Below are 22,342 nucleotides of genomic sequence, written 5' to 3' on the forward strand. Positions count from 1 at the left end.
CTTCACGCAAATGTCAAACTGTCCTGTCACCGGGAAGGGCTGGAGGCCCTGACCCGGCATCCCTTCAAGGAGGTCCCATCGTGTCGGATACCGCTGCCGGAACCAGTGCCATCCCGGTCCTCGACGAGACCGAGGCGACGCCGGAGACGGTGGCGGATGGCCGCCGCGACGAGGCCGGCCCGGCCGGGGCGGCCGCGCAGGAAGGCCCCGAGCAAGGGAATGCGGACAAGGAGAGCGACGGGAAGGGCCCAACCCAGGAGGCGGCGCGGCGCGCCAAGGCCGAGGCGGTCGAGGCCGGCCGGGCCCTGCGCCACGAGCCGGGCCGCTACGTCAACCGCGAATTATCCTGGCTGCAGTTCAACCGCCGGGTGCTCGAAGAGGCCTCGAATACCGGGCACCCGCTGCTGGAGCAGCTGCGCTTCCTCTCGATCTCGGCCAACAACCTCGACGAGTTCTTCATGGTCCGGGTCGCCGGCCTGCACGACCAGGTCCGCGCCGGCCTCACCGCGCCGTCCGCCGACGGCCTGTCGCCGGCCGAGCAGCTCGCCCGCATCGACGCCGAGGTCACCGGGCTCGCCGGCGACCAGCAGCGGCGCTGGAGCGAGTTGCGCGGGGAGCTGCATCACAACGGCATCGACCTCGTCGAGGCGATGGACCTCTCGGCGGAAGAGGCCGCCTGGCTCGAGGACTACTTCCTCCAGCACATCTTCCCGGTGCTGACGCCGCTCGCCATCGATCCGGCCCATCCCTTTCCGTTCATCCCGAATCTCGGCTCGACCATCGCGCTCACCCTGGTGCGGCCGCGGGACGCCCGGGCGCTGCGGGCGCTGATCCGCCTTCCCTCGATCATCGACCGCTTCGTGCGCCTGCCCGATCTCGGCCAGACCGGCACCGCCCGGTTCATCGCCATCGAGCAGGTGATCGTGCTGTTCACGAGCCGCCTCTTCCCGGGCTACCTGGTCAAGGGCCAGGGCGGCTTCCGGGTCGTGCGCGATTCCGACCTCGAGATCGAGGAGGAGGCCGAGGACCTGGTGCGCCACTTCGAGACGGCGCTGAAGCAGCGCCGCCGCGGCGTGGTGATCCGGCTCGAGGTCGTCGCCACCATGCCGGAGGACCTGCGCACCTTCGTGGCCGACGAACTGGAGATCGCGTCCGACGCCGTGTTCGTGGTCGAGGGGATGCTCGCCCTCAACGAACTCTCGCAGATCGTCGGGATCGACCGGCCGGACCTGAAGTTCAAACCCTACAACCCGCGCTTCCCCGAGCGCATCCGCGAGAGCGGCGGCGATTGCTTCGCGGCGATCCGCCAGAAGGACTTCATCGTCCACCACCCCTACGAGTCGTTCGACTCGGTGGTGCAGTTCCTGTCGCAGGCCGCCCGCGACCCGAACGTGGTGGCGATCAAGCAGACGCTCTACCGCACCTCGTCCAACTCCCCCATCGTCGCGGCGCTCGCCGAGGCCGCGGAGGCCGGCAAGTCGGTGACGGCGCTCGTCGAATTGAAGGCACGCTTCGACGAGGAAGCCAACATCCGCTGGGCCCGCAACCTCGAGAAGGCCGGCGCGCAGGTCGTCTTCGGCTTCATCGAGCTGAAGACCCACGCCAAGCTCTCGATGGTGGTGCGCCGCGAGGGCGACCGCCTGGTGAGCTACTGCCACGTCGGCACCGGCAACTACCACCCGATCACGGCGCGCATCTACACCGACCTGTCGTTCTTCACCGCCGACCCGGTGATCGGCCGCGACGTATCGCGGATCTTCAACTTCATCACCGGCTATGCCGAACCGGCGGAACTGGAGCGGATGGCGGTCTCGCCGCTGACCCTGAAGGCACGGCTCCTCGCGCACATCGCCGAGGAGATCGAGCACGCCAAGGCGGGGCGGCCGGCGGCGATCTGGATCAAGTGCAACTCCCTCGTCGACACCCAGATCATCGACGCGCTCTACGACGCCAGCGAGGCCGGCGTGCCGGTGGACTGCATCGTGCGCGGCATCTGCTGCCTGCGGCCGGGCGTGCCCGGCCTGTCGGAGAACATCCGGGTCAAGTCGATCGTCGGGCGCTTCCTGGAGCACGGCCGGGTCTACGCCTTCGGCAACGGCGCCGGGCTGCCCCACCCCAAGGCCCGGGTCTACATCTCGTCGGCCGACCTCATGAGCCGCAACCTCGATCGCCGGGTGGAGGCGATGCTGCCGATCCTCAACCCGACCGTGCACCAGCAGGTGCTCGACCAGATCATGATGGCGAATCTCCTCGACAACCAGCAGAGCTGGCGTGTACTGGCGTCGGGTGCGAGCGAGCGGATCGAGCCCGCCGAGGGCGAGGAGCCCTTCAACGCGCACAAGTATTTCATGACCAACCCGAGCCTGTCGGGGCGCGGGAAGGCATCGAAGAAATCGAGTCCGCGCGCGCTCAGCCGGCGCGCCCAGCGCGCCTGACGCGGCGGCCGGGGCCGGTCCCCGGGGCCATCCGTCCGGCGGCGCTCCCGTCATGAGGACCTGGATGGGCCTGGATCAGACCGCCCTCAACGAAGCCGCGCTCGCCCGGATCGAGCCCGGCGCCCCCGTCGCGATCATCGACATCGGCTCGAACTCCGTCCGGCTGGTCGCCTATTCGGGCATCAGCCGGGCGCCGACGCCGCTCTACAACGAGAAGGTCCTGTGCGGCCTCGGCCGCAACGTGCTGACCACCGGCCGCCTCAACGAGGAGGCGGTGCGCCGCGCCCTCCAGGCGCTCGCCCGCTTCCGGGTGCTGTGCGAGGCGATGCATGTCGGCCAGGTCTTCGTGCTGGCCACCGCCGCGGCCCGCGACGCCGAGAACGGCCCGGCCTTCCTCGAGGCGGCCGAGGCCGCCTGCGGCCACCCGATCGAGCTTCTCTCGGGGCGGCGCGAGGCAGAGCTGTCGGCCTACGGCATCATCTCGGGCTTCCATGCCCCGGACGGCGTGGTGGGTGATCTCGGTGGCGGCAGCCTCGAACTCGTCGACCTGCGCGGCTCGGCCGTCGGCAGCGGCGTGACCATGCCGCTCGGCGGGCTGGCGCTCCAGGACCTCAGCGGCGGCTCGCTCAAGAAGGCCCGCAAGATCGCCGCCGAGGCGCTCAAGAAGGCCGGCCCGCAGCTCGACACGCTGAAGGGCCGCACCTTCTACGCCGTCGGCGGCACCTGGCGGGCGCTCGCCCGCCTGCACCAGGCAGCGCGGGATTACCGCCTGCACGTCATGCACGGCTACTCGATCGAGCCGAACGACGAGCTGTCGTTCCTGCAGGTCGTCGAGCAATCCGACGCCGCGACGCTCGCCGCCGTCGAGAGCGTGTCCGAGGCACGCCGGCCGCTGCTGGCCTACGGGGCGGTGGTGCTCGAAGAGGTGATCCGCTCCGGGCGCCCGCGCGAGATCGCGATCTCGGCGACCGGCGTGCGCGAGGGGCTGCTCTACGAAAAACTCGACGACGCGGCGCGGGCCCGCGACCCGCTGCTGCTCGCCGCCGCCGAACTCAACCGCCTGCGCTGCCGCAGCCCCGGCCACGGCCCCGAATTGCAGGCCTGGACCGACGCCTTCATGGCGAGCCTGTCGACGCCGGAGACCGCCGACGAGCGCCGGCTTCGCCACGCCGCCTGTCTCCTCGCCGATGTCGGCTGGCGCACGCACCCGGATTACCGCGGCGAGCAGAGCCTCAACGTCATCGCCCACGCCTCCTTCGTCGGCATCGACCATCCGGGCCGGGCCTACCTCGCCGTGGCGGTGTTCTTCCGTCACGAAGGCGTCTCTCCCGAGAAGGCGAGCCCGCTGCTGCGTCAGCTCGCCGGCCCGCGGCTGTTCGAGCAGGCGCGGCTGCTCGGTGCGGTCCTGCGCGTCGCCTTCCCGGTCTCGGTGGCGATGGAGGGCATCCTGCCGCGCACGCCGCTCGCGATGCGCGACGGCGCGATCGTCCTCACCCTGCCGCAGGATCTGAAGGACCTCGCCAGCGACCGCCTGTCGAACCGCCTGCGCGGCCTTGGCCGGCTGCTCGGCGTCGAGGCGCGGATCGAGATCGCGGCGTGACGCCGGCGTCCGGGCGGGAGACCGCCCGGATCCCGCCTCACCCGGCGAGGAGCGGCACCTGCCCGGCCTCGCGGGGCAGCGCGCCGGTGAGGCGCGGATCGGGCGCCACCTCGATCGCGCGCGCGTAGGGACGGAAGCCCGAGCGCTGGTAGAACGCCACCGCGCCCGGATGGTCGAGGGTGCAGGTATGGACCCAGAACCGGCCGATCGGGCGCGCGAAGGCCCGGCGGATCGCCTCGTCCATCAGACGCCGGCCGCGCCCGCTGCCGACCGCCTCCGGGACGAGGCCGAAATAGGCGAGGTTCACCTCGCCGGGCGTCCTCCGGTCGAGTTCGAGGAGGCCGATGTCGCGCCCGCCCTCGGTCAGCGCCAGGGCCTCCACCGCCGGGTCGCCGAGGATCGTCGTCAGGGCCTCGTCCGTCATGCCGGCGCGGCCGAACCACAGCCAGGGCGTGCCGATCGCCGCGTAGAGGGCCCGGTAGCGGGCGAGATCGGCGCCGATGGGGGCGAGCGGCAGCGACTCCGGCGACGGACGGGCCGGCGGCGCCGTCATCTCCAGGTAGGTCACCACGGCGGCGACGTGGGTCGGCGGGATCGGGGTGTAGCCGTCGAGGCGCAGGCGGAGGTCGTCGGTCGGGGCGTCGCTCACGGCGGGGGGCGTCTCCTGTGGCGGATGCCGGGAGGGGGCAGGTCCGTTTCCCTTGTGTCAAGCTTTGTCGTGCGACGCTGGCACAGGGCAGCGATTCGCTCCGGCGAGGCTGGGCGAAGCGGGCTCGGCCGTTAGGTGTCCTGACGGCTCGGTCGCGGCCCCTGGCGGCGGACCGCCCATCGCATCGTCGAGAGAGGCACGGGCATGCACGAGGCACAGGCGCGGGATCGACGCCGCTTCACCGTCGTCACCGAGCCCCAAGCCCGGATCACGCACCGCCTGATCGAGCGCCGCGACGGGCCGGCCCTCGAATGGATCGAGGCCGAGCCGGCGGGCGAGCCCCGCGGCGCCCCCCTGCTCTTCGTCCACGGCGCCTTCGGCGGCGCCTGGATGTTCGAGGAGATCTTTCTGCCCCATCTCGCCCGGCGCGGTCGCCGCGCCGCCGCGGTGAGCCTGCGCGGCCACGGCCGCAGCCAGGGCGGACGGGCTTTGCGCGACGCCACCCTGTCCGACTACCTCGCCGACCTGACCCTGGCGCTGTCGCAATGGGGCGAGCCGCCGGTTCTGGTCGGGCATTCCCTCGGCGGGCTGCTGGCCCAGCGCCTGCTCGGCCGGGTGCCCCTGCGCGGCCTCGTCCTGATGGCCTCGCTGCCGCCGGAGGGGCTCGGCGTGGTCGGCCCCCGCATCGCCATGACCGATGCGGGGTTCTGGGTCGAGGCGCTGGCCGGCTCGCTGCTGCCCGGGCGCGAGCCCGCGGTGGCCCTCGCCCGGCACTGGCTGTTCTCGGAAGGGCTCCCGCTGGAGCGCGCCCAGAACTACGCCGCCCGGATGTCGGCCGAGAGCCCGGTGGCGCTCGCCGAGGCGCATTGGCCGATGCTGCCGCTCTCGGCGGCCTTCACCGGGGTGCCGGCCCTCGTGCTCGGCGGCGCCGACGACCGCATGATCTGGCCGGCGACCACCTGGCGCACCGCGCTCTACCACGGGGCCGAGCACCGCACCGTGCCGGGCATCGCCCACTTCCTGCAGCTCGATCTCGGCTCGGAGGGCGTCGCCCGCCTGCTCCTCGACTGGCTCGACGCAAGCGGCGTGTGACAGCGTCCGCGCTGCCGAAACACGGCCCGGCTCCGCCTCGGGACCGGCACGAAACCGTCACGATCCCATGAAAGGAGGAGCCGCCGACGCGGGGCCGTCCTTGCGGTCCTCCGCAGGGTCGGGCAGAAGCGCGCGCGAGAACGGGGACGCGACGGGACCGCGATGAAGAAGATCAAGGATTTCATCTGGCCGGTCATCGGCCTCGGGGCCGTCGTGGTCTCCGTCTATCTGTTGTGGCACCTGCTGAAGGGCCTGTCCTTCGCCGACGTGAAGGCAAGCCTCGCGGCGATCCCGCCGCACCGCTACGCTCTCGCCGTCCTCTCGACCCTGGTCGCCTACGGCGCGCTCGCCTGGTACGACCGGATCGCGCTGCTGCATCTCGGCGTGAAGGGCATCTCCTGGCTCTTCGTCTCGGTCTGCTCCTTCACCACCTACGCGCTGTCGCACAATATCGGCGCCTCGGTATTTTCCGGCGCGGTGGTGCGCTACCGCGCCTACACGTCGAAGGGCCTCTCCACCGCCCAGGTGGCGGTCCTGGTGGCGCTCTGCTCCTTCACCTTCGGCCTCGGCACGGCGTTCCTCGGCGGCCTGGTGCTGGTGCTCGAGCCCGAACTCCTGCAGCGCGTGGCGAGCCTCCTGCCGCCGGTGCTGGCGAGCCCGACCACCGCCCGCCTCGTCGGCTTCGGGCTCCTCGGCTTCGTGGCGCTCTACGTCATCGGCTCGATCCTGCATTTCCGGCCGCTGCACATCCGCTCGTTCAAGATCGAGTATCCGCGCCCCAACATCATGGGCCGCCAGCTGATCGCCGCCCCGCTCGAGCTCCTGGGCGCCGCCGGCATCATCTACTTCGCCCTGCCGGAGGCCGGGAACCCGGGCTTCCTGGTGGTGCTGGCGGTCTTCCTCGCCTCGTTCTCGGTGGCGCTGGTCTCCAACGCCCCGGGCGGCATCGGGGTGTTCGAGCTCGTCTTCATCACGGCGATGCCGGATCTTCCGAAGACCGACGTGCTCGCCGCCGTCCTGATCTTCCGCCTGTTCTACCTGCTGGTGCCCTTCGCGCTGGCGATCGGCGTGGTGCTGCTGTTCGAGCGCGGCCGCCTCGCCGACGCCCTGCGCAGCAAGGCGACGTCTCCGGCGACCGTGCCGCCGCCGCCGGTCGACGGTCCCGGCGTCACCCCGGACCTGCGCGACGTGCAGGGGCGCGACCTGAAGGTGCGCAAGGCGGTATGACCCGCACCCGCCTGCGCCGCGCCGGGCTCGGTCTTCGCACCCTGCTCGGCCTGCCGGCGGGCGGCTTCCTGATCCCGTACCGGCATGCCGGTACGGCGCGGGCGGAGGGCTATCCGGCTCTCCGCCCGCTCTTCGTCGAGGCCGAGCCGGCATTCCGTGCCGTGCTGGCCGAGATCGAGGCGCATGCCCCGGACCTCGCCCGTATCGCGGCCGGCGGCCCCGGCCTCGTCGGCGAGCGGCCGGCCCGCTTCACCCAGGACTGGTTCCCCCGCCTCGACGCGGCTGCCGCCTACGCTCTGGTGCGGGGCGAGCGGCCCCGTCGCATCGTCGAGATCGGCTCGGGCCACTCGACCCGCTTCCTCGCGCAAGCCGTCCGCGACGGCGGCCTCTCGACCGCGATCACCTGCATCGATCCGGCGCCCCGGGCACCGCTGACGGGTCTCGGCCTGCGCCACGAGGCGCGGCTGTTCGGGCCGGCGGATGCGGAGGAGGCGGCGGCGCTCGAACCCGGCGACATCCTGTTCGTCGATTCGAGCCACGTCGCGATGCCGGGCACCGACGTCGACCGGCTGGTCCTCGACGTCCTGCCGCGCCTGCGCTCCGGCGTGATCGTGCACCTGCACGACATCTTCCTGCCCGACGCCTACCCGGCCTCCTGGGCCTGGCGCGGCTACAACGAGCAATTGCTGGTCGGCGCGCTGCTCCAGGGCGGCGCCTACGCCCCGCTCTTCGCCAGCCGCTACGTCGTCGCCCAGACCGGATGGGCCCTCGACGGCATCCTCGCCCGCCTGCCCCTGCCGGCCGGCGCGTTCGAGACCAGCCTGTGGCTGCGCAAGCGCTGAAGGATGTGGATTGCCGGGATCGCTCGAATGCCGCCGATCGGATGGAGCGGCGCCTTAACGGTTGCCTGTGACCATGCCGTCCGTCGGATAAAGGAGGCGGGGCGATGCGTGCGGGTCTGATGCTCGGGCTGACCGCCCTCGGGATCCTCGCGGCGACGATGCCGGCCGAGGCCAAGGGCCGGCGCGGCGGTGGTTTCTCCTTCATCGGCCGCAGTCACGCCGCTCCGGCGGCGGCCCCCGCGGCCGCCGAGGCGCCGCGCCTGCGCACGGCCTCCGCGGACGGGCCGGAGCCGATGACGACCGGCACCACCGCGCCGCCCGCTCCGCGCGTGGCCGCCCCGGCCCCCGCCCCGAGCCCCGTGCCGGCGAAGCCGTGGTGCACCACCGGTCGGATCTTCGGCTCGGGCGCCGGCTTCTGCGCGATCAACTGACGATTCGCCTGAACCTCACACCGCAGCCGCCCCTCCCCGCATGGCGGAAACGCCCTGCGCCACCGCCGACGCGACGGACAGCCCGGCAAGCGCCGCCATCGCCACCGCTTCCGCCACACCTTCCGCCCCTGCGGCCCCGATGCCGAGCGCCCGGCTGCCGAGGAGCCAGGCCAGGAAGGCGATCTGGCAGGCGGTGTTGAGCTTGCCGACGAGAAGCGGCGGAGTCGCGAGGGGCCTGCCGGCGAGCCGGGCGAGACCGGCGGCGAGCACCACCAGGGCGTCGCGGGCGATCAGCACGGCCGGGAACCAGGCCGGCACGAGGCCGGCGAGCGTCAGGCTCACCAGCACCGCGAGCATCAGGGTCTTGTCGGCGAGCGGATCGAGGATCGCCCCGAGGCGGGTCTCCAGGCTGTAGCGGCGGGCGAGGAACCCGTCGATCCCGTCCGAGATCCCCGCGAGGGCGAAGAGCAGGAAGGCGGCGCCCCAGGCCTCGCGGGCGATCGCCGCGACGACGACCGGCACGAGCGCGAGCCGCGCCGCGGTGATCAGGTTCGGCAGCGCGCGAAACAGGACCGTCGGCAGCGTCATGGCTCCTCCGTGATTCCTCCGGGCTGCCCCGACTCGCGGTCGCGGGCAAGAGCGGCTAAGAGCATCCGCAATAGCGGACGGATGAGGCGAAGGGTCGAGGGATGACGACGGGCGAGCGCCAGAACGGGATGACCTACGCGGAGGCGGGCGTCGACATCGATGCCGGCAACGCCATGGTCGAGGCGATCAAGCCCCTGGTGCGGGCGACCCGCCGGCCGGGAGCGGATGCGGAGATCGGCGGCTTCGGCGGCCTGTTCGACCTGAAGGCGGCGGGCTTCAAGGACCCGATCCTGGTCGCGGCCAACGACGGCGTCGGCACCAAGGTCAAGATCGCGATCGAGACCGGGCGCCACGCGACGATCGGCATCGACCTCGTGGCGATGTGCGTCAACGACATCATCGTGCAGGGCGCCGAGCCGCTGTTCTTCCTCGACTACTACGCCACCGGCAAGCTGGTGCCGGGCGTGGGCGCCGACATCGTCAAGGGCATCGCCGAGGGCTGCCGCCAGGCCGGCTGCGCGCTGATCGGCGGCGAGACCGCCGAGATGCCGGGCCTCTACGACGGGTCCGACTACGACCTCGCCGGCTTCTCGGTCGGTGCGGCGGAGCGCGGCGCGCTGCTGCCGGTGGCCGGCATCGCGCCCGGCGACGTGGTACTGGGCCTGCCCTCCTCGGGCGTGCACTCGAACGGGTTCTCGCTGGTACGCCGGATCGTGGCCGCCTCCGGCCTCGGCTACGATGCGCCGGCGCCGTTCGCGGCGGGCAAGACCCTCGGCGAGGCTTTGCTCGAGCCGACCCGCATCTACGTCAAGCCGCTGCTGGCGGCCCTCAGGGCGACCGGCCACGGCGCCATCAAGGCGCTCGCCCACATCACCGGCGGCGGCTTTCCCGACAACCTGCCCCGCGTCCTGCCGGACGGCGTCGGCATCGCGCTGGACCTCGACGCCGTGAGCGTGCCGCCGGTGTTCGGCTGGCTCGCCCGCCAGGGCAACGTCGCCGAGGCCGAGATGCTGCGCACCTTCAACTGCGGCATCGGCATGGTGGTGGTGGTCGATCCGGCCCAGGCCGAGGCGGTGAGCGCGGCTCTCGTCGCCGCCGGCGAGGCGCCGGTCCGGCTCGGAGAGATCACCGCGCGGGGCGAGAGCCCGGTGACCTATTCGGGACGCCTCGCCCTATGAGCCGTCGCGCCAAGATCGCGATCCTGATCTCCGGCCGCGGCTCCAACATGGTGTCGCTGCTGGAGGCTGCGCAGTCGCCCGACTACCCGGCCGAGATCGTCCTCGTCGCCTCGAACCGGCCGGACGCGCCGGGCCTCGCCCGGGCGGCGGAAGCCGGCCTCGCCACCGAGGCGGTCGACCACCGCGCCTTTTCCGACCGGGCCGCCTTCGAGCGGGCGCTCGACGCGGCGCTCCGCCGCCACGGCGTCGAGTTCCTGGTGCTCGCCGGCTTCATGCGGGTGCTGACGCCCTGGTTCGTCGAGGCCTGGGCCGGGCGGATGCTCAACATCCATCCGTCCCTGCTGCCGCTGTTTCGCGGCACCCACACCCACGCCCAGGCGCTCGCCGCCGGGGTCAGGGTCCACGGCTGTACGGTGCATTTCGTGGTGCCGGAGCTCGATGCCGGCCCGATCGTCGCCCAGGCCGCCGTGCCGGTGCTGCCCGACGACGACGAGCATGCCTTGAGCGCCCGGGTGCTGGTGCAGGAGCACCGGCTCTACCCGGCGGCCCTCGCCCTGGTGGCGAGCGGGCGGGCGCGCCTCGATGGCAACCGGGTGGTGTTCGCGCAAGGGGCCGGGGCTGCCGAGGGCGCGCTGGTCGCCCCGAGCTTCGCCTGACCGCGCCCCGCCCGACCGAGCCTCTGCCCGGCACGGCGACGCACGGTCGCCGGACGGGATCGTAAACCTTCCGAGCCAGGATTGCGGAGCCCGGCGCGGTCTGTCACCGGGCATGCGCGATCCCCCCGAATCCGGGCCGTCCAGGCCCGGACGCGTCTCGTCTCCCACGGGTCTTGCCTCCCACGGGTCTTGCCTCCCACGGGTCTTGCCTCCCATGTCCCGAGCGTCTCGTCTTCTCGGCTGGCTGATCCTGGCCGCCATCACGGTGGCGACCGTCGCGCCGATCGGCTACCGGCCGGTCAGCGGCGCACCGGTCTCGGTCGAGCGGTTCGGCGCCTTCGCGCTGCTCGGCTTCCTGTTCGCGCTCGGCTATCCGCGCCACCGCTGGCGGGTGCTGCTCCTGACGGTCGCGGCGGCCGGCGCCCTCGAGGCGTTCCAGTTGCTCGAGCCGTCCCGGCACGGCCGGATCGCCGATTTCATGGTGAAGGTCGTCGGCTGCGGCTTCGGCTCGGCGGCGTCGCTGGCTGCCGGGCTGGTGTGGCCCCGGCTGAATCCCCGCAGCGAAGCATGAGGGGCGGCGCCTGGAAGGCGCCGCGATCGTTCAGTTGATGCTGTAGGCGCGCTCGATGACGACGCCGCAGCTCTCGGCGAGGCTGAACGCCATGTCGCGGCTGAGCCCGAAGATCAGCGGCGTCTCGCCACGATAGAGCGTGTAGCGGCCGTCGGGCCGCACGGTGATGCGAACCGGGTCCTGCATCTGATGCTTCCTCCGATGTCCGGCCTCTCGTGACGGGGCCGGATCACGGCCGACGACCTTAAGCCGATTCGGCCCGGGCGCGAAGGGGCTCGGGCGCGAAGGGGCTCGGAGCGGGGTCCGCCCAAAGGGATCACGGCTCCTCCCGTCGCGGGCCCCCACGGGGCACCTCCGCGCCGATCGACTGGCGCCACTCGGCGAGGAAGCGGGCGCGCTTCGCCCGGTCCTGCACCGCGAGCAGCACCGGCCCGACGGTGATCGGCCGCAGGATGCCGGCGGTGGCGAAGCTCGGCGGGCCCTCGACGCCGGGCGGCAGCGGACCGGTGCGGTCGAAGAAGAACGCCTCCTCGCGGGAGACCCTCTGGCCGCGGGCCGACAGCAGGTAGTCCACGAACGCGAAGGCGTCGCCCACGGCGCGGGCGGTGACCGGCACCAGGACGGCGCGGCTGAGCACCAGGGTGTAGTCCCGCGGCACGACGAGGCCGATCCGGGCGCCCCGCCGCATCGCCCGGTAGACGTAGGAGCCGAGCAGGTTGTAGCCGATGGCGAGGCGCCCGGCCTCGAGGTCGGCGATCAGGTCGCCTGTGCAGCAGCGCACCTTGAGGTCGGCCCGGCCGAACGCCTCGACGAGGCGGCCGTAGGTGGCCGCGCTCCGAGCGTCGTAGGCGGCGAACAGGTAGCCGATGCCCGACAGGGTGATGTCGTAGGAGCCGATCTTGCCGGCATAGGCCTCGGGCTTGCGCCGCAGGAGGTCGACGAGGGCGACCCGGCTGTGCGGCAGGTCCTCCGGCGGCACGAGGTCGGGCCGGTAGGCGATCACCGCCGGCTCGGTGGTGAAGCCGAACACCTCGTCGCGCCAGGCCGCCCAGTCGGGCTGGCGGGCGGTCTCGAAGGAGCGGTGCGCCCGGGCGCAGCCGTCGTTGGCGAGCTTGATCAGGTGATCGACCGAGGAGGAGATCACCACGTCGGCGGCGTAGTCCCGCCCCGCCCGGCCCGAGGCGCAGGCCGCCGCCACCTCGCCGAACAGGTCGGCGGTGACGTATTCGTGGTAGACCACCGTCACGTCCGGGTAGAGGAGCTGGTAGTCGTGGATCAGCGGCGCCATCGCATCCGTATCCGCCGCGGCGCGGATCGTCAGAACGGTGCGCTCGTGCTCGCTCGCCGGGAAGCGGCTCACCTCCTCGGCACGCACCGCCCCGGCGGCCAGCAGGGCGAGGAGCGGCACCAGGGCGTAGGCGAGGCGGCGGATCATGCCTCGGCTCCGTCGGGCAGGCACAGGATCACGGAGAAGCCCCGCTCGGAATGGGTTTCGAAGCGCATCTCGCCGCCATGGGCCGCCGCGACCTCGGCGGCGATCGAGAGGCCGAGGCCGGACCCGACCGCGCCGCCGGCGGCGGCCCGGAACGGCTCGCGCACCCGGGCCCATTCCCCGGTCGGGATGCCGGGCCCGTCATCCTCCACCGCCAGCAGCACCCGGCCGCGCTCGCGCCCGACCCGGACGGTGAGCCGGCGGCGGGCGCCGTGCTTGTAGGCGTTGTGGATCAGGTTCGACACGGCCTCGCGCAGCGCGATGGCGTCGCCCGGGATCGTCACGGCCTCCTCCGGTCCCTCGTAGCCGACATCGACCGCCCGGTCCCCGGTCTGCTGCTGCACCGCCTCGATCAGGGTGCGCCGGGCGAGACCCGCCACGTCGACGGGATCGAAGGCGACGGAGCGGGCGCGGTGGATCACCATGGCGTGGTTGAGAAGCTGGTTGGTGAGGTGGCCGAGCTCGGCGGTGCGCACGCGGATGCGGGCGAGCTGATCGCGCCGGCGCCCCTCGTCGGTCTCGCGCGACAGGAGATCGAGCTGGGCGGCGAGCGCGGTCAGCGGCGTGCGGATCTGGTGGGCGGCATCCGCGATGAAGCGCTTCATCACGCCGACATGGCCCGACAGCCGGCCCATGAAATGGTCGATCGAGGCGACGAGGAGGTGGATCTCCCGCGGGGCGGCGAGGCCGAGGGGCTGGAGGTCGTTAGGCCCGCGGGCGGCCAGCACGCCCTCGATGGCGCGCAGCGGCCGCAGGGCGGCGCGCACCGCCACCGCCACGGCGCCGAGCGCCAGCGCGCTCATCGCCAGCACCATCAGGCTCGCCTTGACGGTGAGCGCCCGGGCGAGCCCACCTCGCGCCTCGCGGGTCTGGGCCACCACCACGGCGGCGAAGCCCGCCTGGGCGACGTCCGGCACGTAGCGCCCGGCCACCACCGCCCGCACCGCCTGGCCGCGATGCTCCGCGTCGAGCAGCACGGGTCCGGCGGCGAGGCGGGTCCGGTCCACCGGCACCGCGAGGTCGGCGTCGCCGGTGAGCAGGCGGTCGGCGGGATCGACCACCTTGTAGAAGATCCGGTCGCGGGGACTGAGGCCGAGCGTTTCGAAGGCCGAGAAGGGCGGGTCGACCGAGATCTCGCGCCCGTCGCTGGCGATGGTCTCGGCGATCTGGAGCGCCGCGCCGACGAGGAGCCGGTCGTAGGCCTCGTCGGCGGCGAGCCGCGCCGAGGCCCAGGCGGCGACGAGGAGCAGCCCGGCGCCGACGGCGAGCACCAGGGCCAGCACCGCGACGAGGCGGGCAAACAGCGAGGAGCCGCGCAGGATCATGCCTCCGGGCCGACGACCTGGTAGCCGAGCCCGCGCAGGGTGCGGATCTCCGCCTGGGCCCCGGCGGCCGCGAGCTTGCGGCGCAACCGCGCCACGATCTGCTCGACGGCGTTCTCGCTCGATTCCTCGTCGAGGGCGAAGACCCGCTCCAGCAATTCGCCCTTGGGAAAGATCCGGCCCGGCCGCGCCGCCAGGATCTCGATCAGGGTCCATTCGCGCCGCGTCAGGTCGAGGGCCTCGCCCGCCACGCTGGCGCTGCGGGCCTCCCGGTCGAGGCGCAGGTTGCCGAGGATCAGCGCGTTGTCGGCATGCCCGCTGTTGCGGCGCAGGAGGGCACGGACCCGAGCCTCCAGCTCGCGGAAGTCGAACGGCTTCACCAGGTAGTCGTCGGCGCCGAGATCCAGCGCGCCGACCCGGTCGTCGACCTCCGAGCGGGCCGTGAGGACGAGCACCGGCACCGGGCCGCGCCGCGCCCGCAGCCGCTTGAGGATGGCGAATCCATCGAGCCCCGGCAGGTTCACGTCGAGGATCACGAGGTCGTAGGCCTGGACCGCGAGCAGCGCGTCGCCGGCCTCCCCGTCCACCTCCCAGTCGACCGCGTGGCCGAGCCCGCGCAGGCGCGCCGCGATGGCCTCGCCGACGTCCCGCGTGTCCTCAACGAGCAGGATGCGCACAAAAGTTCCTCTTCGTCGGGCCGGTGGAGATATCTGTCAGGTCGGCGACAGGTTCGGACCCTACCCCACGCTCCAACGCCCGGCCAAGCGCATGCCGCGAGGAAGCCGGGCCAAGCGACGAAGATCCGGGGAGGCACCGCCATGAACGCACGTCCGACCATCATTCCCGAGCCGCTGCTCCAGGTCGAGGGCGTCACGCTCCAGTACAAGACGACCGATCATCTGGTCACCGCGACCTACCGGGTCGATTTCGAGGTGATGCCGGGCGACCGCTACATCCTTCTCGGGCCGTCGGGCTGCGGCAAGTCCACCCTGCTCAAGGCGATCGGCGGCTACATGACCCCCGTCGAGGGCGAGATCAAGCTCAAGGGCCGCAAGGTCACCGAACCCGGCCCCGACCGGATGATGGTCTTCCAGGAATTCGACCAGCTCCTGCCGTGGAAGACGGTCAAGCAGAACGTCGCCTTCGCGCTGACCGCCAGCGGCCGCGCCACCGGCACGGAGGCCATGGACCGGGCGATGTCCTACATCGAGAAGGTGGGCCTGGCGAAGTTCGCCGATTCCTTCCCCCACATGCTGTCCGGCGGCATGAAGCAGCGCGTCGCCATCGCCCGCGGCATGGCGATGGAGCCCGACATTCTCCTGATGGACGAGCCCTTCGCGGCCCTCGACGCGCTGACCCGCCGCAAGATGCAGGACGAGCTCCTGCGCCTGTGGGAGGACACCCGGTTCACGGTGCTGTTCGTCACCCACTCGATCGAGGAGGCGATCAAGGTCGGCACCCGCATCCTGCTGCTCTCGCCCCATCCGGGCCAGGTCAAGGCGGAGCTGAACAGCCTGCCGGCCTCGGAGCTGGGCACCGCCGCGCAGGGCGCCCTCGAGACCCGCATCAACGACATGCTGTTCGCCTGACAACCACAAGATCCGGGAGACACGCCGTGACCGCCACCCTCAGTCCTCTTTCCGCTCCACCCCTCGCCTCCTCGCCCCTCGCCTCCCCGCCGCTGGCCCAGCGGCCCGAGATCGTCCGCGAGACCTCCGCCTCGGGCGCCATCAGCGTCGAGCAGCGCCTGTCCTTCGCCGAGCTCGCCTACCGCCAGAGCTGGTTGCGCAAGGCCGTCGTCCTCGCGGTGCTGGCAGTGATCTGGGAGGCCTACGGGCGCTGGCTCGACAACCCGCTGCTGTTCCCGACCTTCTCGGCGACCGTCGAGGCCTTCGCCGCCGCGATCCTGAGCGGCGAGATCCCCACCAAGGCACTCGTCTCGCTCCAGACGCTCGCCATCGGCTACGGCATCGGCATCGTCCTGGCGGCGCTGCTGACCACGCTGGCCATCGGCTCGCGGATCGGCACGGACCTCCTCGAGACGCTGACGGCGATGTTCAACCCGCTGCCGGCGATCGCGCTCCTGCCGCTGGCGCTGATCTGGTTCGGCCTCGGCCAGGGCAGCGTGGTCTTCGTCCTCGTCCACTCGGTGCTGTGGGCGATCGCGCTCAACACCCATGCGGGCTTCCGCTCGGTCTCGAACACGCTGCGGATGGTCGGGCTGAACTACGGCCTGCGCAACCTGTCCCTGGTGCGGGCGATCCTGATCCCGGCGGCCTTCCCCTCGATCCTCACCGGCCTCAAGGTCGGCTGGGCCTTCGCCTGGCGCACGCTGATCGCCGCGGAGCTGGTCTTCGGCGTCTCCTCGGGCTCGGGCGGGCTCGGCTGGTACATCTTCGAGAACCGCAACGCGCTCGAGACCACCAACGTCTTCGCCGGCCTGTTCACCGTCATCATGATCGGCCTCTTCGTCGAGAACGTGATCTTCGCCAACATCGAGAAGAAGACGATCCGCCGCTGGGGCATGCAGCACTGACGCCGACGCCCCCTGGACCTCCCGCGGCCCAGGGGGCAGAGATGCCCCGCGAGAACCACGACAAGAACCACGAAACCGGGAGGACCCTCATGTTCGCACGCAAGCTCCTCGGCCTCGCCGCCGGCGCCGCCCTGGCGCTGTCGCTCGGCTTCGCCCCGGCCCGCGCCGAGGTCTCGGAGATCCGCATCTCGAAGGGCTACGGCGTCCTCTACCTGCCGCTCTTCGTGATGCAGGAGAAGAAGTTCCTGGAGGCCCAGGCCGCCAAGGCGGGGCTCGGCGACGTCAAGGTGACCTGGCTGACGCTCGACGGCGGCAACGTCATCAACGACGCGATGATCGCCGGCTCGCTCGACATCGCCGGCACCGGCGCACCGGGGTTCCTCGCCCTGTGGTCGAAGGGCCGCGGCAGCCCGAAGACCGAGGTGATCGGCGTCTCGGGCATGTCGGCCACCGCCCTCGACCTCAACGTCAACAAGCCGGAGATCAAGTCCCTCGCCGACTTCACCCCGAAGGACAAGATCGCGATTCCCGGCATCAAGACCTCGCTCGCCGCGGTGGTGCTGCAGATGGCGGTGGCCAAGCAGTTCGGGCCGGAGAACTACACCAAGCTCGATTCGAGCACCGTCGGCCTGCCCCACCCCGAGGCGGTCGCGGCGCTGCTGTCCGGCAAGACCGAGATCGTCGGCCATTTCGCCTCGCCGCCCTTCACCAACGTCGAGCGCGCCGACCCGAAGGTCCGCACGATCCTCAAGGCGTCGCAGATCTTCGGCAACATCACTCTCGACGTGGTGTTCGCGCTCAAACGCTTCACCGAGGCGAACCCGAAGACCACCCAGGCCTTCCTGGCCGCCCTCGACGAGGCCTGCGACTTCATCACCACCAACAAGGCCGAGACCGCCGAGATCTTCGCCCGCGCCTCGAAGGTGAAGGTGTCGCCCCAGGAGGTCGCCCAGATCCTCGAGGATCCCGACAGCAAGTTCTCGGCGACCCCGCACGGCATCATGGAGTTCGTCACCTTCATGAACCGGGCCGGCATCATGAAGACCAAGCCCGCCACCTGGCAGGAGCTGTTCATCCCGGCCCTGCGCGACCGCGCCGGCAGCTGAGGACGGTCCGCAAAGCGGCCCGAGAGAGCGGACTATAGTCACATCGCAGCCCCGCCGCGCGCCCGCGCGGCGGGGTTTTTTAACCTCCGGTTAAGCCTGTCAGTCCGTGATGGAGGCCATGCCGACTCACGCGACGACCGCCCCACCGACCCTCGATCCCCTCGAGGATGCCCGGGATCTCCAGGCCAGCATCGCGGCCCTGCGCCTCCTCCTGAAGGCTCAGAGCCGCCAGTTCGAGGCGATCGAACGCCGCCTCTCCCCGCCCGGCACCCCGGCCGAGACGGGCGCGCACCGCCTGCGCGCCTTGAAGGCCCGCCAAGCCTGAGGAAAGCAGGTCACGCCGTCGGGGACACAACCTCGAAGTGCAGGCTCGCGAGTCGCACACGCGGGTGACCAAGCCGTAACCGTGATCGACTCGGGAATGGACCACGCCCTCCCGCTCGGCGTTGTCCGGTTGACAGTGAGAGGAGAGGAAGCGTGGACACCTGTAGCGGGACGCCCGTCAGCCTGACCCTGGGTCGACGCAGGATTGAGGGTGTCCTGCGGGCCGTGGGAGAGACCGTCGACATGCCCAGCGAGCCGGGCCATCCGGGGCGACGGCTGCGCAACCTGATCCTCGATTTCGGGCCGGCCTGCGCCCCGGTCGAGGTCTGGCTCGCCGAGCCGCAGCCGCAGCCGCAAGGCGCCCCCGTCACCCCGCCCTGAGCCGACCGGCCCTCGTCCCGACCCCTGCCGCGCTTCAAGGCGCCATCAGGGTCCCGAGCACTTCGAGAATGTCGTCGCCGCGGCAGGGCCTCGCGACGAAGCGAGCATGGTCGGGCATCCGGTCCGGGTCCGGCTTGCTGCGCCCCGATACCACGACGATCGGCAGATCGGGCCGCATCTGCGCCGCCGCGCGGGCCAGATCGAACCCGTCCGTCTTGCCCGACAGCTCCACATCCGTGATCAGCGCGACGATGTCGGTGCGGGCGGTCAGCAACCCGAGGGCCCGCTCGGCCGAGGCCGATTGCAACGCCTCGTAGCCGGCCGCATCCAGCACGTCGCTGAGATCCATGATCGTCAGCGCCTCGTCCTCGACCACCAGGACCACGGGCCGCTCGTCCTTGGCATTCACGGTGTCGTTTCCCACGTCGCCTGTCCTTGCCGGTCGTGCCCCGTCCGGACGACCGCCCGGGAGCGGCGCGGGGTCCGGAGGGCTCCTGGTGTCGCTCGGCCGCTCCCGGCCGGCCGACACCCACGCGCCGGCCGTTGATCGAAACGGCCGATACCCTGCACCGGTTGCAGCGGCGGCGTCGCGAGACATGCGGTGTCGGCGCGCACGAGAGGAATTCGCCGCTCCGACGATCTCGCGCTTGCGCCGCGGCCCCAGCCCCGCTAGAGGACGGCACCCGACCTGCACGGGCGCCCCGGCGCCCCGCGGATCTGGCCCGGAGAGGTGGCCGAGTGGTTGAAGGCGCACGCCTGGAACGCGTGTATACGGGCAACCGTATCGAGGGTTCGAATCCCTCTCTCTCCGCCAATTGAATTTTCCCTTGTATTTGAAGCGGTTAGCTTGGCATTCGTGTCGCGCTTTGTAGTGCGATTATGGTTCTGGATGTGTAGCCGAGCTAGCGACGGCCGGACGCTTTGGGCGCTCTCGCGCATGGGCTGCCTCGGCATCGCGCTTCTCTGCCTCAGCTCGCCTTTCGTTCTGCTTGATGGTCAGGACGACAACCGCGAGGCCCCAGCCGCATTCGGTCTCGCCTTCGACCCTGATGCACTCGACCGGCGAAGGGTCCCACGCGATCGAATCGGTCTTCATGAAGTCCATTGATCGCGCATGATCCAGTATGTTGCTACAGATGTGATTCGGTGCGCAATAGCAACCGGACCGCCATCCTCTATCGCGAATGATGGTCTGACAGAAACTGCTCCTGCGATAGCAGCTATGGAGTCGATCGGCTCGCGCGTTATCCACCGCGTGCAATTCTCGAAACCATAGTGACTGACGATGCCGATACCAAGCTGCGGATGCCCACCGAACGTTACATCTTCGGCGCCATCAACGTAACGATTGCGAATCAGTAGACCACCCCAAAGATCGGCACGCGATTGGATTTCGAGATATTTAACGTGAAGATGGGCGTGCATTTTCTGCCTTCGCTCGCAATGTGCATTTGGGGAAAAAGCACGTGAGACGCAAGAAAATCAATCACAAGGCAAACTTATGCGCAAAAGTCATTGCTGACTTACTTTTGCATTTGTGCTTGATGCGAATCGCACAAGATCTATCCTTTGCCATGGCGACAACCGGAACGCCGCCCGCTACCCGCGGCGGATGAAAAAGCTCGCATTCCTTACCGCTGCCGCCTCATGATCTCAGCACGCGCGCCCGCGAGCGCTCAGCCGGCACCAGCACCGATCTCCGCCATCCCGATCACGGGGCAACTCACGAACGGCAACGCCGCGGCTGGGCAGGCCACGGGCTACAACAATGGCGTAAGCGAGTTCTGGGCGGCCTTCCCGGGGTCGATCCGCTGCACCGGCACATGGTCGGTGCGCGATCCCAACCCGACGATCGTGATCCCGGTGACCTGCGGCGCCCGGGTGCGGGGCGAGGCGGTCGTGACACGGCAGGCCGGCTTCATGACCGGATCGGCGATCGTGGTGCTCAGCAACGGCCAGAGCCGGTAGTTCGTGTTCGGGGACCTCACCTTCGAGCAAGTCTTCGGGCAAGGCCGAGTGCGGACGCGGTAAGCGCGGGCGGGTCCCGCGAGCGCCGGTCTACGTCGTGGCCCTGCAAAATTACGGGGTTACCGGGTGGACCCCGCGAGCGTGCGTCGGCCAGGAGCCGGAACGGGTCCCCGGTCGCGATCGTCACGACCTGGACGGCAAGGACCGGCCGCGGCGCCGGGGTAGGCATGGGGCACGAGCTGCGGGCCGTAGTCGGCAGCGAGACCTTCTTGATCAACACCGTCCAGGTCGTGCCGCGCACGATCGTCGGCACGCGGATCGCGACGGTCGGGATGGGGGCGGGGTCGTCGGTCCCGTAGGGCAGGACCTATTGGACCGATCAGGTTGCACATGCGGCAGTGGGGGTTTCCTCACCGCCGCTGCAAACCCGGCTTCCGACATGCTTGGGCGGGGAACGGGGCCTGCCTGCGGTGCAGCATCTCGCTGAACAGCCGCGTAACCACATGCCCATCATCGGCCTCCTCGACTTGGAGACAGGCGTCCACGGGCCGCTCAACGCGACCCGCATCGAGGTGGGCGGCCTGCCGGCCTGGGATTTGCGTCTGCGGATCTTCATCGAGTCGGCAGCCTTCGACCGCGACCAGGCCTGGAGTCTCGCCCGGGCGGGCATGCGGGCCGTCGAGGGGTTCGAGCCCGCCGAGGGCGGGTTCTGCGACCGCTTGAGCGTGCGCCAGGCCGGCGACGTGATCAGCCCGCTCACCGTCAAGGCCGTGTTCTTCGACGTCGCCGCGCTGATGCTCGATGCGTAGCGGCAGCCCTCACGCGACCGGACGGGCGCGGATCACCGGATTTCGCTTCCGTCGGGCGCCCAGCGGCCCGGGGTCTCGCGGTCGGGGCTGATCACGGCAACGCCCCGGCCCTTCGTGTCCTTCGCGTTGCAGGTCACGAGAACGAGACCGTGCCGCATCGCGGTGGCGACCTGGCCCCGATCCATCCATTGCGGGCGATCCAAGCCGGCGGCCGGCCCCAGGCCTCCGCCACGTCGCCGTCGACGGGCAGGATCCGGCCGGCAAAGCCCTCCTTGAGCGCATCCAGGGCCGCCTGAAGCGTCGCAGCCACAGCGGCATCGCCGGCATCCCGCTTCTTCTGCACGCCCCGCGCGATCTCGAAGACCGTGATGGCACTGATCGCGAGCGCGTTGTCGTCAATGCTCGCGAGCCAGCGGCGGATGGCCTTGCCGTTCGGGCCGCCCCGCTTGCTGATGACGTCGGTGTCGAGGAGGTAGGTCAGCACCTAATCGTCGAGGTCCAAGGCGCTCAGGTCGGCCTGCGCGAGGGCCGCCTTCGCCGTCAGCTTCGGATAGGGGCGCCCCGCCTTGGGATGGGCGGCGGCATAGGCCTCGGCGAAGGCGAGCTGGTCCCGGCTCAGGCTGGGATAGTCCCGGAGCACGTCCTCGATCGCCATTCCGCCGTCGAGGAGCGCGGCGAGGCGATGGACCTCGACCCGCGTGCCTTTGAGGACGACGTCGCCCTTGGCGTCATGCTCGACGGACGTCTCCAGGTCCCGCAAGGCCTGCAGGCGGTCATCGACCTGCTGCGCGGCCTCGTCCAGCGAGGCCCGGAAGACGCCGGCCTCGAGATGGGTCGGCAGCTCGGCATGCTGCTGCAGGGCCGCGTAGAGCTTGCCCCAGAGCGCCGCATTCAGGTCGTCGCGGTGGTCCCGTGCCCAGCTGAGGAAGACCAGCGTCTTGTGGTCCAGCGCGCGGACCTTGCGGCCGCCGTAGGAGACCAGCTGGCAATCGACGTGCTTGCGCTCGACGGTCCGCCGAACCTCCCGGACGGGCTCGCGCAGAACGAAGGCGGCCTTCGGGAGCGGGTAGATCTCGGGGCTGCTCATGCGACATCCAATACGACCCCTGAGATAGGGTCGCATTAGTACCGACGC

26 protein-coding genes and 1 tRNA gene are annotated in these 22,342 nt (G+C 71.0%); 17 read left to right on the plus strand and 10 right to left on the minus strand.

All coding sequences use genetic code 11. From position 1 onward, the window contains the following. The first annotated feature begins 80 nt into the window (after window positions 1–80). On the plus strand, window positions 81–2,435 hold the full coding sequence (locus miv_RS05625) for an RNA degradosome polyphosphate kinase (RefSeq protein WP_420865489.1): 2,355 nt from the start codon (window positions 81–83) through the stop codon (window positions 2,433–2,435). Between the two features lie 64 nt (window positions 2,436–2,499). Beyond that, window positions 2,500–4,035 (plus strand): exopolyphosphatase, encoded by a 1,536-nt coding sequence (gene ppx / locus miv_RS05630; RefSeq protein WP_048426652.1) that lies wholly within the window; start codon window positions 2,500–2,502, stop codon window positions 4,033–4,035. A gap of 37 nt (window positions 4,036–4,072) precedes the next feature. On the opposite strand, the gene miv_RS05635 is transcribed toward ppx, so the two are convergent. After that, window positions 4,073–4,684, minus strand: coding sequence for a GNAT family N-acetyltransferase (locus tag miv_RS05635; RefSeq protein WP_244748886.1), 612 nt, complete (start codon window positions 4,682–4,684; stop codon window positions 4,073–4,075). A gap of 204 nt (window positions 4,685–4,888) precedes the next feature. Here miv_RS05635 and miv_RS05640 point away from each other — a divergent pair, with 204 nt between their 5' ends. The 4 genes from miv_RS05640 (at window position 4,889) to miv_RS05655 (ending at window position 8,276) form a co-directional block, all read left to right on the plus strand. Continuing rightward, a complete protein-coding gene (locus tag miv_RS05640; protein WP_048426651.1) occupies window positions 4,889–5,776 on the plus strand; it encodes an alpha/beta hydrolase in 888 nt (295 codons plus the stop codon). A gap of 162 nt (window positions 5,777–5,938) precedes the next feature. Continuing rightward, entirely contained in the window at window positions 5,939–7,003 is a 1,065-nt protein-coding gene (locus tag miv_RS05645) for a lysylphosphatidylglycerol synthase domain-containing protein (RefSeq protein WP_207181799.1), read from the plus strand. Further along, complete coding sequence (locus miv_RS05650) at window positions 7,000–7,845, plus strand: class I SAM-dependent methyltransferase (RefSeq protein ID WP_207181800.1); 846 nt, start codon at window positions 7,000–7,002, stop codon at window positions 7,843–7,845. The genes miv_RS05645 and miv_RS05650 overlap by 4 nt, the downstream gene beginning before the upstream one ends. A 104-nt stretch (window positions 7,846–7,949) precedes the next feature. After that, window positions 7,950–8,276 carry a hypothetical protein gene (locus tag miv_RS05655; RefSeq protein WP_207181801.1) on the plus strand — a complete coding sequence of 109 codons (327 nt, stop codon included), beginning with the start codon at window positions 7,950–7,952 and terminating at the stop codon, window positions 8,274–8,276. Window positions 8,277–8,291: 15 nt separating this feature from the next. Here the strand turns inward: miv_RS05655 and miv_RS05660 are convergent, their stop codons facing one another. After that, on the minus strand, window positions 8,292–8,864 hold the full coding sequence (locus tag miv_RS05660) for a CDP-alcohol phosphatidyltransferase family protein (RefSeq protein WP_207181802.1): 573 nt from the start codon (window positions 8,862–8,864) through the stop codon (window positions 8,292–8,294). A gap of 101 nt (window positions 8,865–8,965) precedes the next feature. On the opposite strand from miv_RS05660, the gene purM reads away from it, so the two are divergent. From purM to miv_RS05675, 3 genes are all read left to right on the plus strand, one after another. Then, window positions 8,966–10,042, plus strand: a complete 1,077-nt coding sequence (purM, locus tag miv_RS05665) for a phosphoribosylformylglycinamidine cyclo-ligase (RefSeq protein ID WP_207181803.1) — start codon at window positions 8,966–8,968, stop codon at window positions 10,040–10,042. Further along, on the plus strand, window positions 10,039–10,698 hold the full coding sequence (gene purN, locus miv_RS05670; protein WP_207181804.1) for a phosphoribosylglycinamide formyltransferase: 660 nt from the start codon (window positions 10,039–10,041) through the stop codon (window positions 10,696–10,698). The genes purM and purN overlap by 4 nt, the downstream gene beginning before the upstream one ends. Before the next feature lie 214 nt (window positions 10,699–10,912). Continuing rightward, window positions 10,913–11,269, plus strand: coding sequence for a VanZ family protein (locus miv_RS05675; RefSeq protein ID WP_048426644.1), 357 nt, complete (start codon window positions 10,913–10,915; stop codon window positions 11,267–11,269). A 30-nt stretch (window positions 11,270–11,299) separates the two neighbouring features. Here miv_RS05675 and miv_RS05680 read toward each other — a convergent pair whose 3' ends face one another. The 4 genes from miv_RS05680 to miv_RS05695 all read right to left on the minus strand — a co-directional run bounded on the left by miv_RS05680 (window position 11,300) and on the right by miv_RS05695 (window position 14,760). After that, window positions 11,300–11,455: a hypothetical protein gene (locus miv_RS05680; protein ID WP_165602118.1), complete on the minus strand. Its 156-nt coding sequence runs from the start codon at window positions 11,453–11,455 to the stop codon at window positions 11,300–11,302. Between the two features lie 130 nt (window positions 11,456–11,585). After that, complete coding sequence (locus miv_RS05685) at window positions 11,586–12,704, minus strand: ABC transporter substrate-binding protein (protein ID WP_207181805.1); 1,119 nt, start codon at window positions 12,702–12,704, stop codon at window positions 11,586–11,588. Then, a complete protein-coding gene (locus miv_RS05690; protein WP_207181807.1) occupies window positions 12,701–14,086 on the minus strand; it encodes a sensor histidine kinase in 1,386 nt (461 codons plus the stop codon). Before miv_RS05690 ends, miv_RS05685 begins: the two co-directional genes overlap by 4 nt. Next, window positions 14,083–14,760: a response regulator transcription factor gene (locus tag miv_RS05695; protein ID WP_207181809.1), complete on the minus strand. Its 678-nt coding sequence runs from the start codon at window positions 14,758–14,760 to the stop codon at window positions 14,083–14,085. Before miv_RS05695 ends, miv_RS05690 begins: the two co-directional genes overlap by 4 nt. 141 nt (window positions 14,761–14,901) lie before the next feature. Here miv_RS05695 and miv_RS05700 point away from each other — a divergent pair, with 141 nt between their 5' ends. The 5 genes from miv_RS05700 to miv_RS33185 all read left to right on the plus strand — a co-directional run bounded on the left by miv_RS05700 (window position 14,902) and on the right by miv_RS33185 (window position 18,430). After that, window positions 14,902–15,672, plus strand: a complete 771-nt coding sequence (locus tag miv_RS05700) for an ABC transporter ATP-binding protein (protein WP_207181811.1) — start codon at window positions 14,902–14,904, stop codon at window positions 15,670–15,672. Window positions 15,673–15,764: 92 nt separating this feature from the next. Beyond that, window positions 15,765–16,619, plus strand: a complete 855-nt coding sequence (locus miv_RS05705) for an ABC transporter permease (protein ID WP_058618172.1) — start codon at window positions 15,765–15,767, stop codon at window positions 16,617–16,619. Between the two features lie 89 nt (window positions 16,620–16,708). Beyond that, the gene (locus miv_RS05710) at window positions 16,709–17,725 is read left to right on the plus strand and encodes an ABC transporter substrate-binding protein (protein ID WP_048426678.1); all 1,017 of its coding nucleotides are present in this window, start codon (window positions 16,709–16,711) and stop codon (window positions 17,723–17,725) included. A 118-nt stretch (window positions 17,726–17,843) separates the two neighbouring features. Then, window positions 17,844–18,050, plus strand: a complete 207-nt coding sequence (locus miv_RS05715; protein ID WP_207181813.1) for a hypothetical protein — start codon at window positions 17,844–17,846, stop codon at window positions 18,048–18,050. 242 nt (window positions 18,051–18,292) lie between these two features. Continuing rightward, window positions 18,293–18,430, plus strand: a complete 138-nt coding sequence (locus miv_RS33185; protein WP_244748887.1) for a hypothetical protein — start codon at window positions 18,293–18,295, stop codon at window positions 18,428–18,430. Window positions 18,431–18,464: 34 nt separating this feature from the next. Here miv_RS33185 and miv_RS05725 read toward each other — a convergent pair whose 3' ends face one another. Then, the gene (locus miv_RS05725) at window positions 18,465–18,854 is read right to left on the minus strand and encodes a response regulator (protein WP_058618168.1); all 390 of its coding nucleotides are present in this window, start codon (window positions 18,852–18,854) and stop codon (window positions 18,465–18,467) included. A 300-nt stretch (window positions 18,855–19,154) separates the two neighbouring features. On the opposite strand from miv_RS05725, the gene miv_RS05730 reads away from it, so the two are divergent. Next, window positions 19,155–19,244 (plus strand) — tRNA-Ser (locus miv_RS05730). A 278-nt stretch (window positions 19,245–19,522) separates the two neighbouring features. On the opposite strand, the gene miv_RS05735 is transcribed toward miv_RS05730, so the two are convergent. Continuing rightward, window positions 19,523–19,855 (minus strand): hypothetical protein, encoded by a 333-nt coding sequence (locus miv_RS05735; RefSeq protein WP_207181818.1) that lies wholly within the window; start codon window positions 19,853–19,855, stop codon window positions 19,523–19,525. 222 nt (window positions 19,856–20,077) lie between these two features. Here miv_RS05735 and miv_RS05740 point away from each other — a divergent pair, with 222 nt between their 5' ends. Together miv_RS05740 and gp17 are read left to right on the plus strand one after the other, a co-directional pair. Then, on the plus strand, window positions 20,078–20,398 hold the full coding sequence (locus miv_RS05740) for a hypothetical protein (RefSeq protein WP_207181821.1): 321 nt from the start codon (window positions 20,078–20,080) through the stop codon (window positions 20,396–20,398). 503 nt (window positions 20,399–20,901) lie between these two features. Next, window positions 20,902–21,207 carry a tail completion protein gp17 gene (gene gp17, locus miv_RS05745; protein ID WP_207181823.1) on the plus strand — a complete coding sequence of 102 codons (306 nt, stop codon included), beginning with the start codon at window positions 20,902–20,904 and terminating at the stop codon, window positions 21,205–21,207. A gap of 133 nt (window positions 21,208–21,340) precedes the next feature. Here the strand turns inward: gp17 and miv_RS05750 are convergent, their stop codons facing one another. Both miv_RS05750 and miv_RS05755 read right to left on the minus strand, forming a co-directional pair. Beyond that, window positions 21,341–21,691: a PIN domain-containing protein gene (locus miv_RS05750; protein WP_207181827.1), complete on the minus strand. Its 351-nt coding sequence runs from the start codon at window positions 21,689–21,691 to the stop codon at window positions 21,341–21,343. Then, window positions 21,692–22,294 carry a DUF433 domain-containing protein gene (locus miv_RS05755; protein WP_058619497.1) on the minus strand — a complete coding sequence of 201 codons (603 nt, stop codon included), beginning with the start codon at window positions 22,292–22,294 and terminating at the stop codon, window positions 21,692–21,694. It abuts the gene before it with no gap. Window positions 22,295–22,342: the final 48 nt, after the last annotated feature.

This window comes from Methylobacterium indicum (genome assembly GCF_017347565.1).
Classification (GTDB): domain Bacteria; phylum Pseudomonadota; class Alphaproteobacteria; order Rhizobiales; family Beijerinckiaceae; genus Methylobacterium; species Methylobacterium indicum.

Bases quoted from the DNA above. Each gene is read 5' to 3' on its own strand.
- miv_RS05710 (WP_048426678.1), top strand. From the start codon at position 16,709: ATGTTCGCACGCAAGCTCCTCGGCCTCGCCGCCGGCGCCGCCCTGGCG.
- miv_RS05645 (WP_207181799.1), top strand. From the start codon at position 5,939: ATGAAGAAGATCAAGGATTTCATCTGGCCGGTCATCGGCCTCGGGGCC.
- miv_RS05690 (WP_207181807.1), bottom strand. From the start codon at position 14,086: ATGATCCTGCGCGGCTCCTCGCTGTTTGCCCGCCTCGTCGCGGTGCTG.
- miv_RS05655 (WP_207181801.1), top strand. From the start codon at position 7,950: ATGCGTGCGGGTCTGATGCTCGGGCTGACCGCCCTCGGGATCCTCGCG.
- miv_RS05715 (WP_207181813.1), top strand. From the start codon at position 17,844: ATGCCGACTCACGCGACGACCGCCCCACCGACCCTCGATCCCCTCGAG.
- miv_RS05700 (WP_207181811.1), top strand. From the start codon at position 14,902: ATGAACGCACGTCCGACCATCATTCCCGAGCCGCTGCTCCAGGTCGAG.
- miv_RS05740 (WP_207181821.1), top strand. From the start codon at position 20,078: ATGATCTCAGCACGCGCGCCCGCGAGCGCTCAGCCGGCACCAGCACCG.
- gp17 (WP_207181823.1), top strand. From the start codon at position 20,902: ATGCCCATCATCGGCCTCCTCGACTTGGAGACAGGCGTCCACGGGCCG.
- miv_RS05650 (WP_207181800.1), top strand. From the start codon at position 7,000: ATGACCCGCACCCGCCTGCGCCGCGCCGGGCTCGGTCTTCGCACCCTG.
- miv_RS05735 (WP_207181818.1), bottom strand. From the start codon at position 19,855: ATGCACGCCCATCTTCACGTTAAATATCTCGAAATCCAATCGCGTGCC.
- miv_RS33185 (WP_244748887.1), top strand. From the start codon at position 18,293: ATGCCCAGCGAGCCGGGCCATCCGGGGCGACGGCTGCGCAACCTGATC.
- miv_RS05675 (WP_048426644.1), top strand. From the start codon at position 10,913: ATGTCCCGAGCGTCTCGTCTTCTCGGCTGGCTGATCCTGGCCGCCATC.
- miv_RS05680 (WP_165602118.1), bottom strand. From the start codon at position 11,455: ATGCAGGACCCGGTTCGCATCACCGTGCGGCCCGACGGCCGCTACACG.
- miv_RS05640 (WP_048426651.1), top strand. From the start codon at position 4,889: ATGCACGAGGCACAGGCGCGGGATCGACGCCGCTTCACCGTCGTCACC.
- ppx (WP_048426652.1), top strand. From the start codon at position 2,500: ATGGGCCTGGATCAGACCGCCCTCAACGAAGCCGCGCTCGCCCGGATC.
- miv_RS05755 (WP_058619497.1), bottom strand. From the start codon at position 22,294: ATGAGCAGCCCCGAGATCTACCCGCTCCCGAAGGCCGCCTTCGTTCTG.
- purN (WP_207181804.1), top strand. From the start codon at position 10,039: ATGAGCCGTCGCGCCAAGATCGCGATCCTGATCTCCGGCCGCGGCTCC.
- miv_RS05685 (WP_207181805.1), bottom strand. From the start codon at position 12,704: ATGATCCGCCGCCTCGCCTACGCCCTGGTGCCGCTCCTCGCCCTGCTG.
- purM (WP_207181803.1), top strand. From the start codon at position 8,966: ATGACGACGGGCGAGCGCCAGAACGGGATGACCTACGCGGAGGCGGGC.
- miv_RS05660 (WP_207181802.1), bottom strand. From the start codon at position 8,864: ATGACGCTGCCGACGGTCCTGTTTCGCGCGCTGCCGAACCTGATCACC.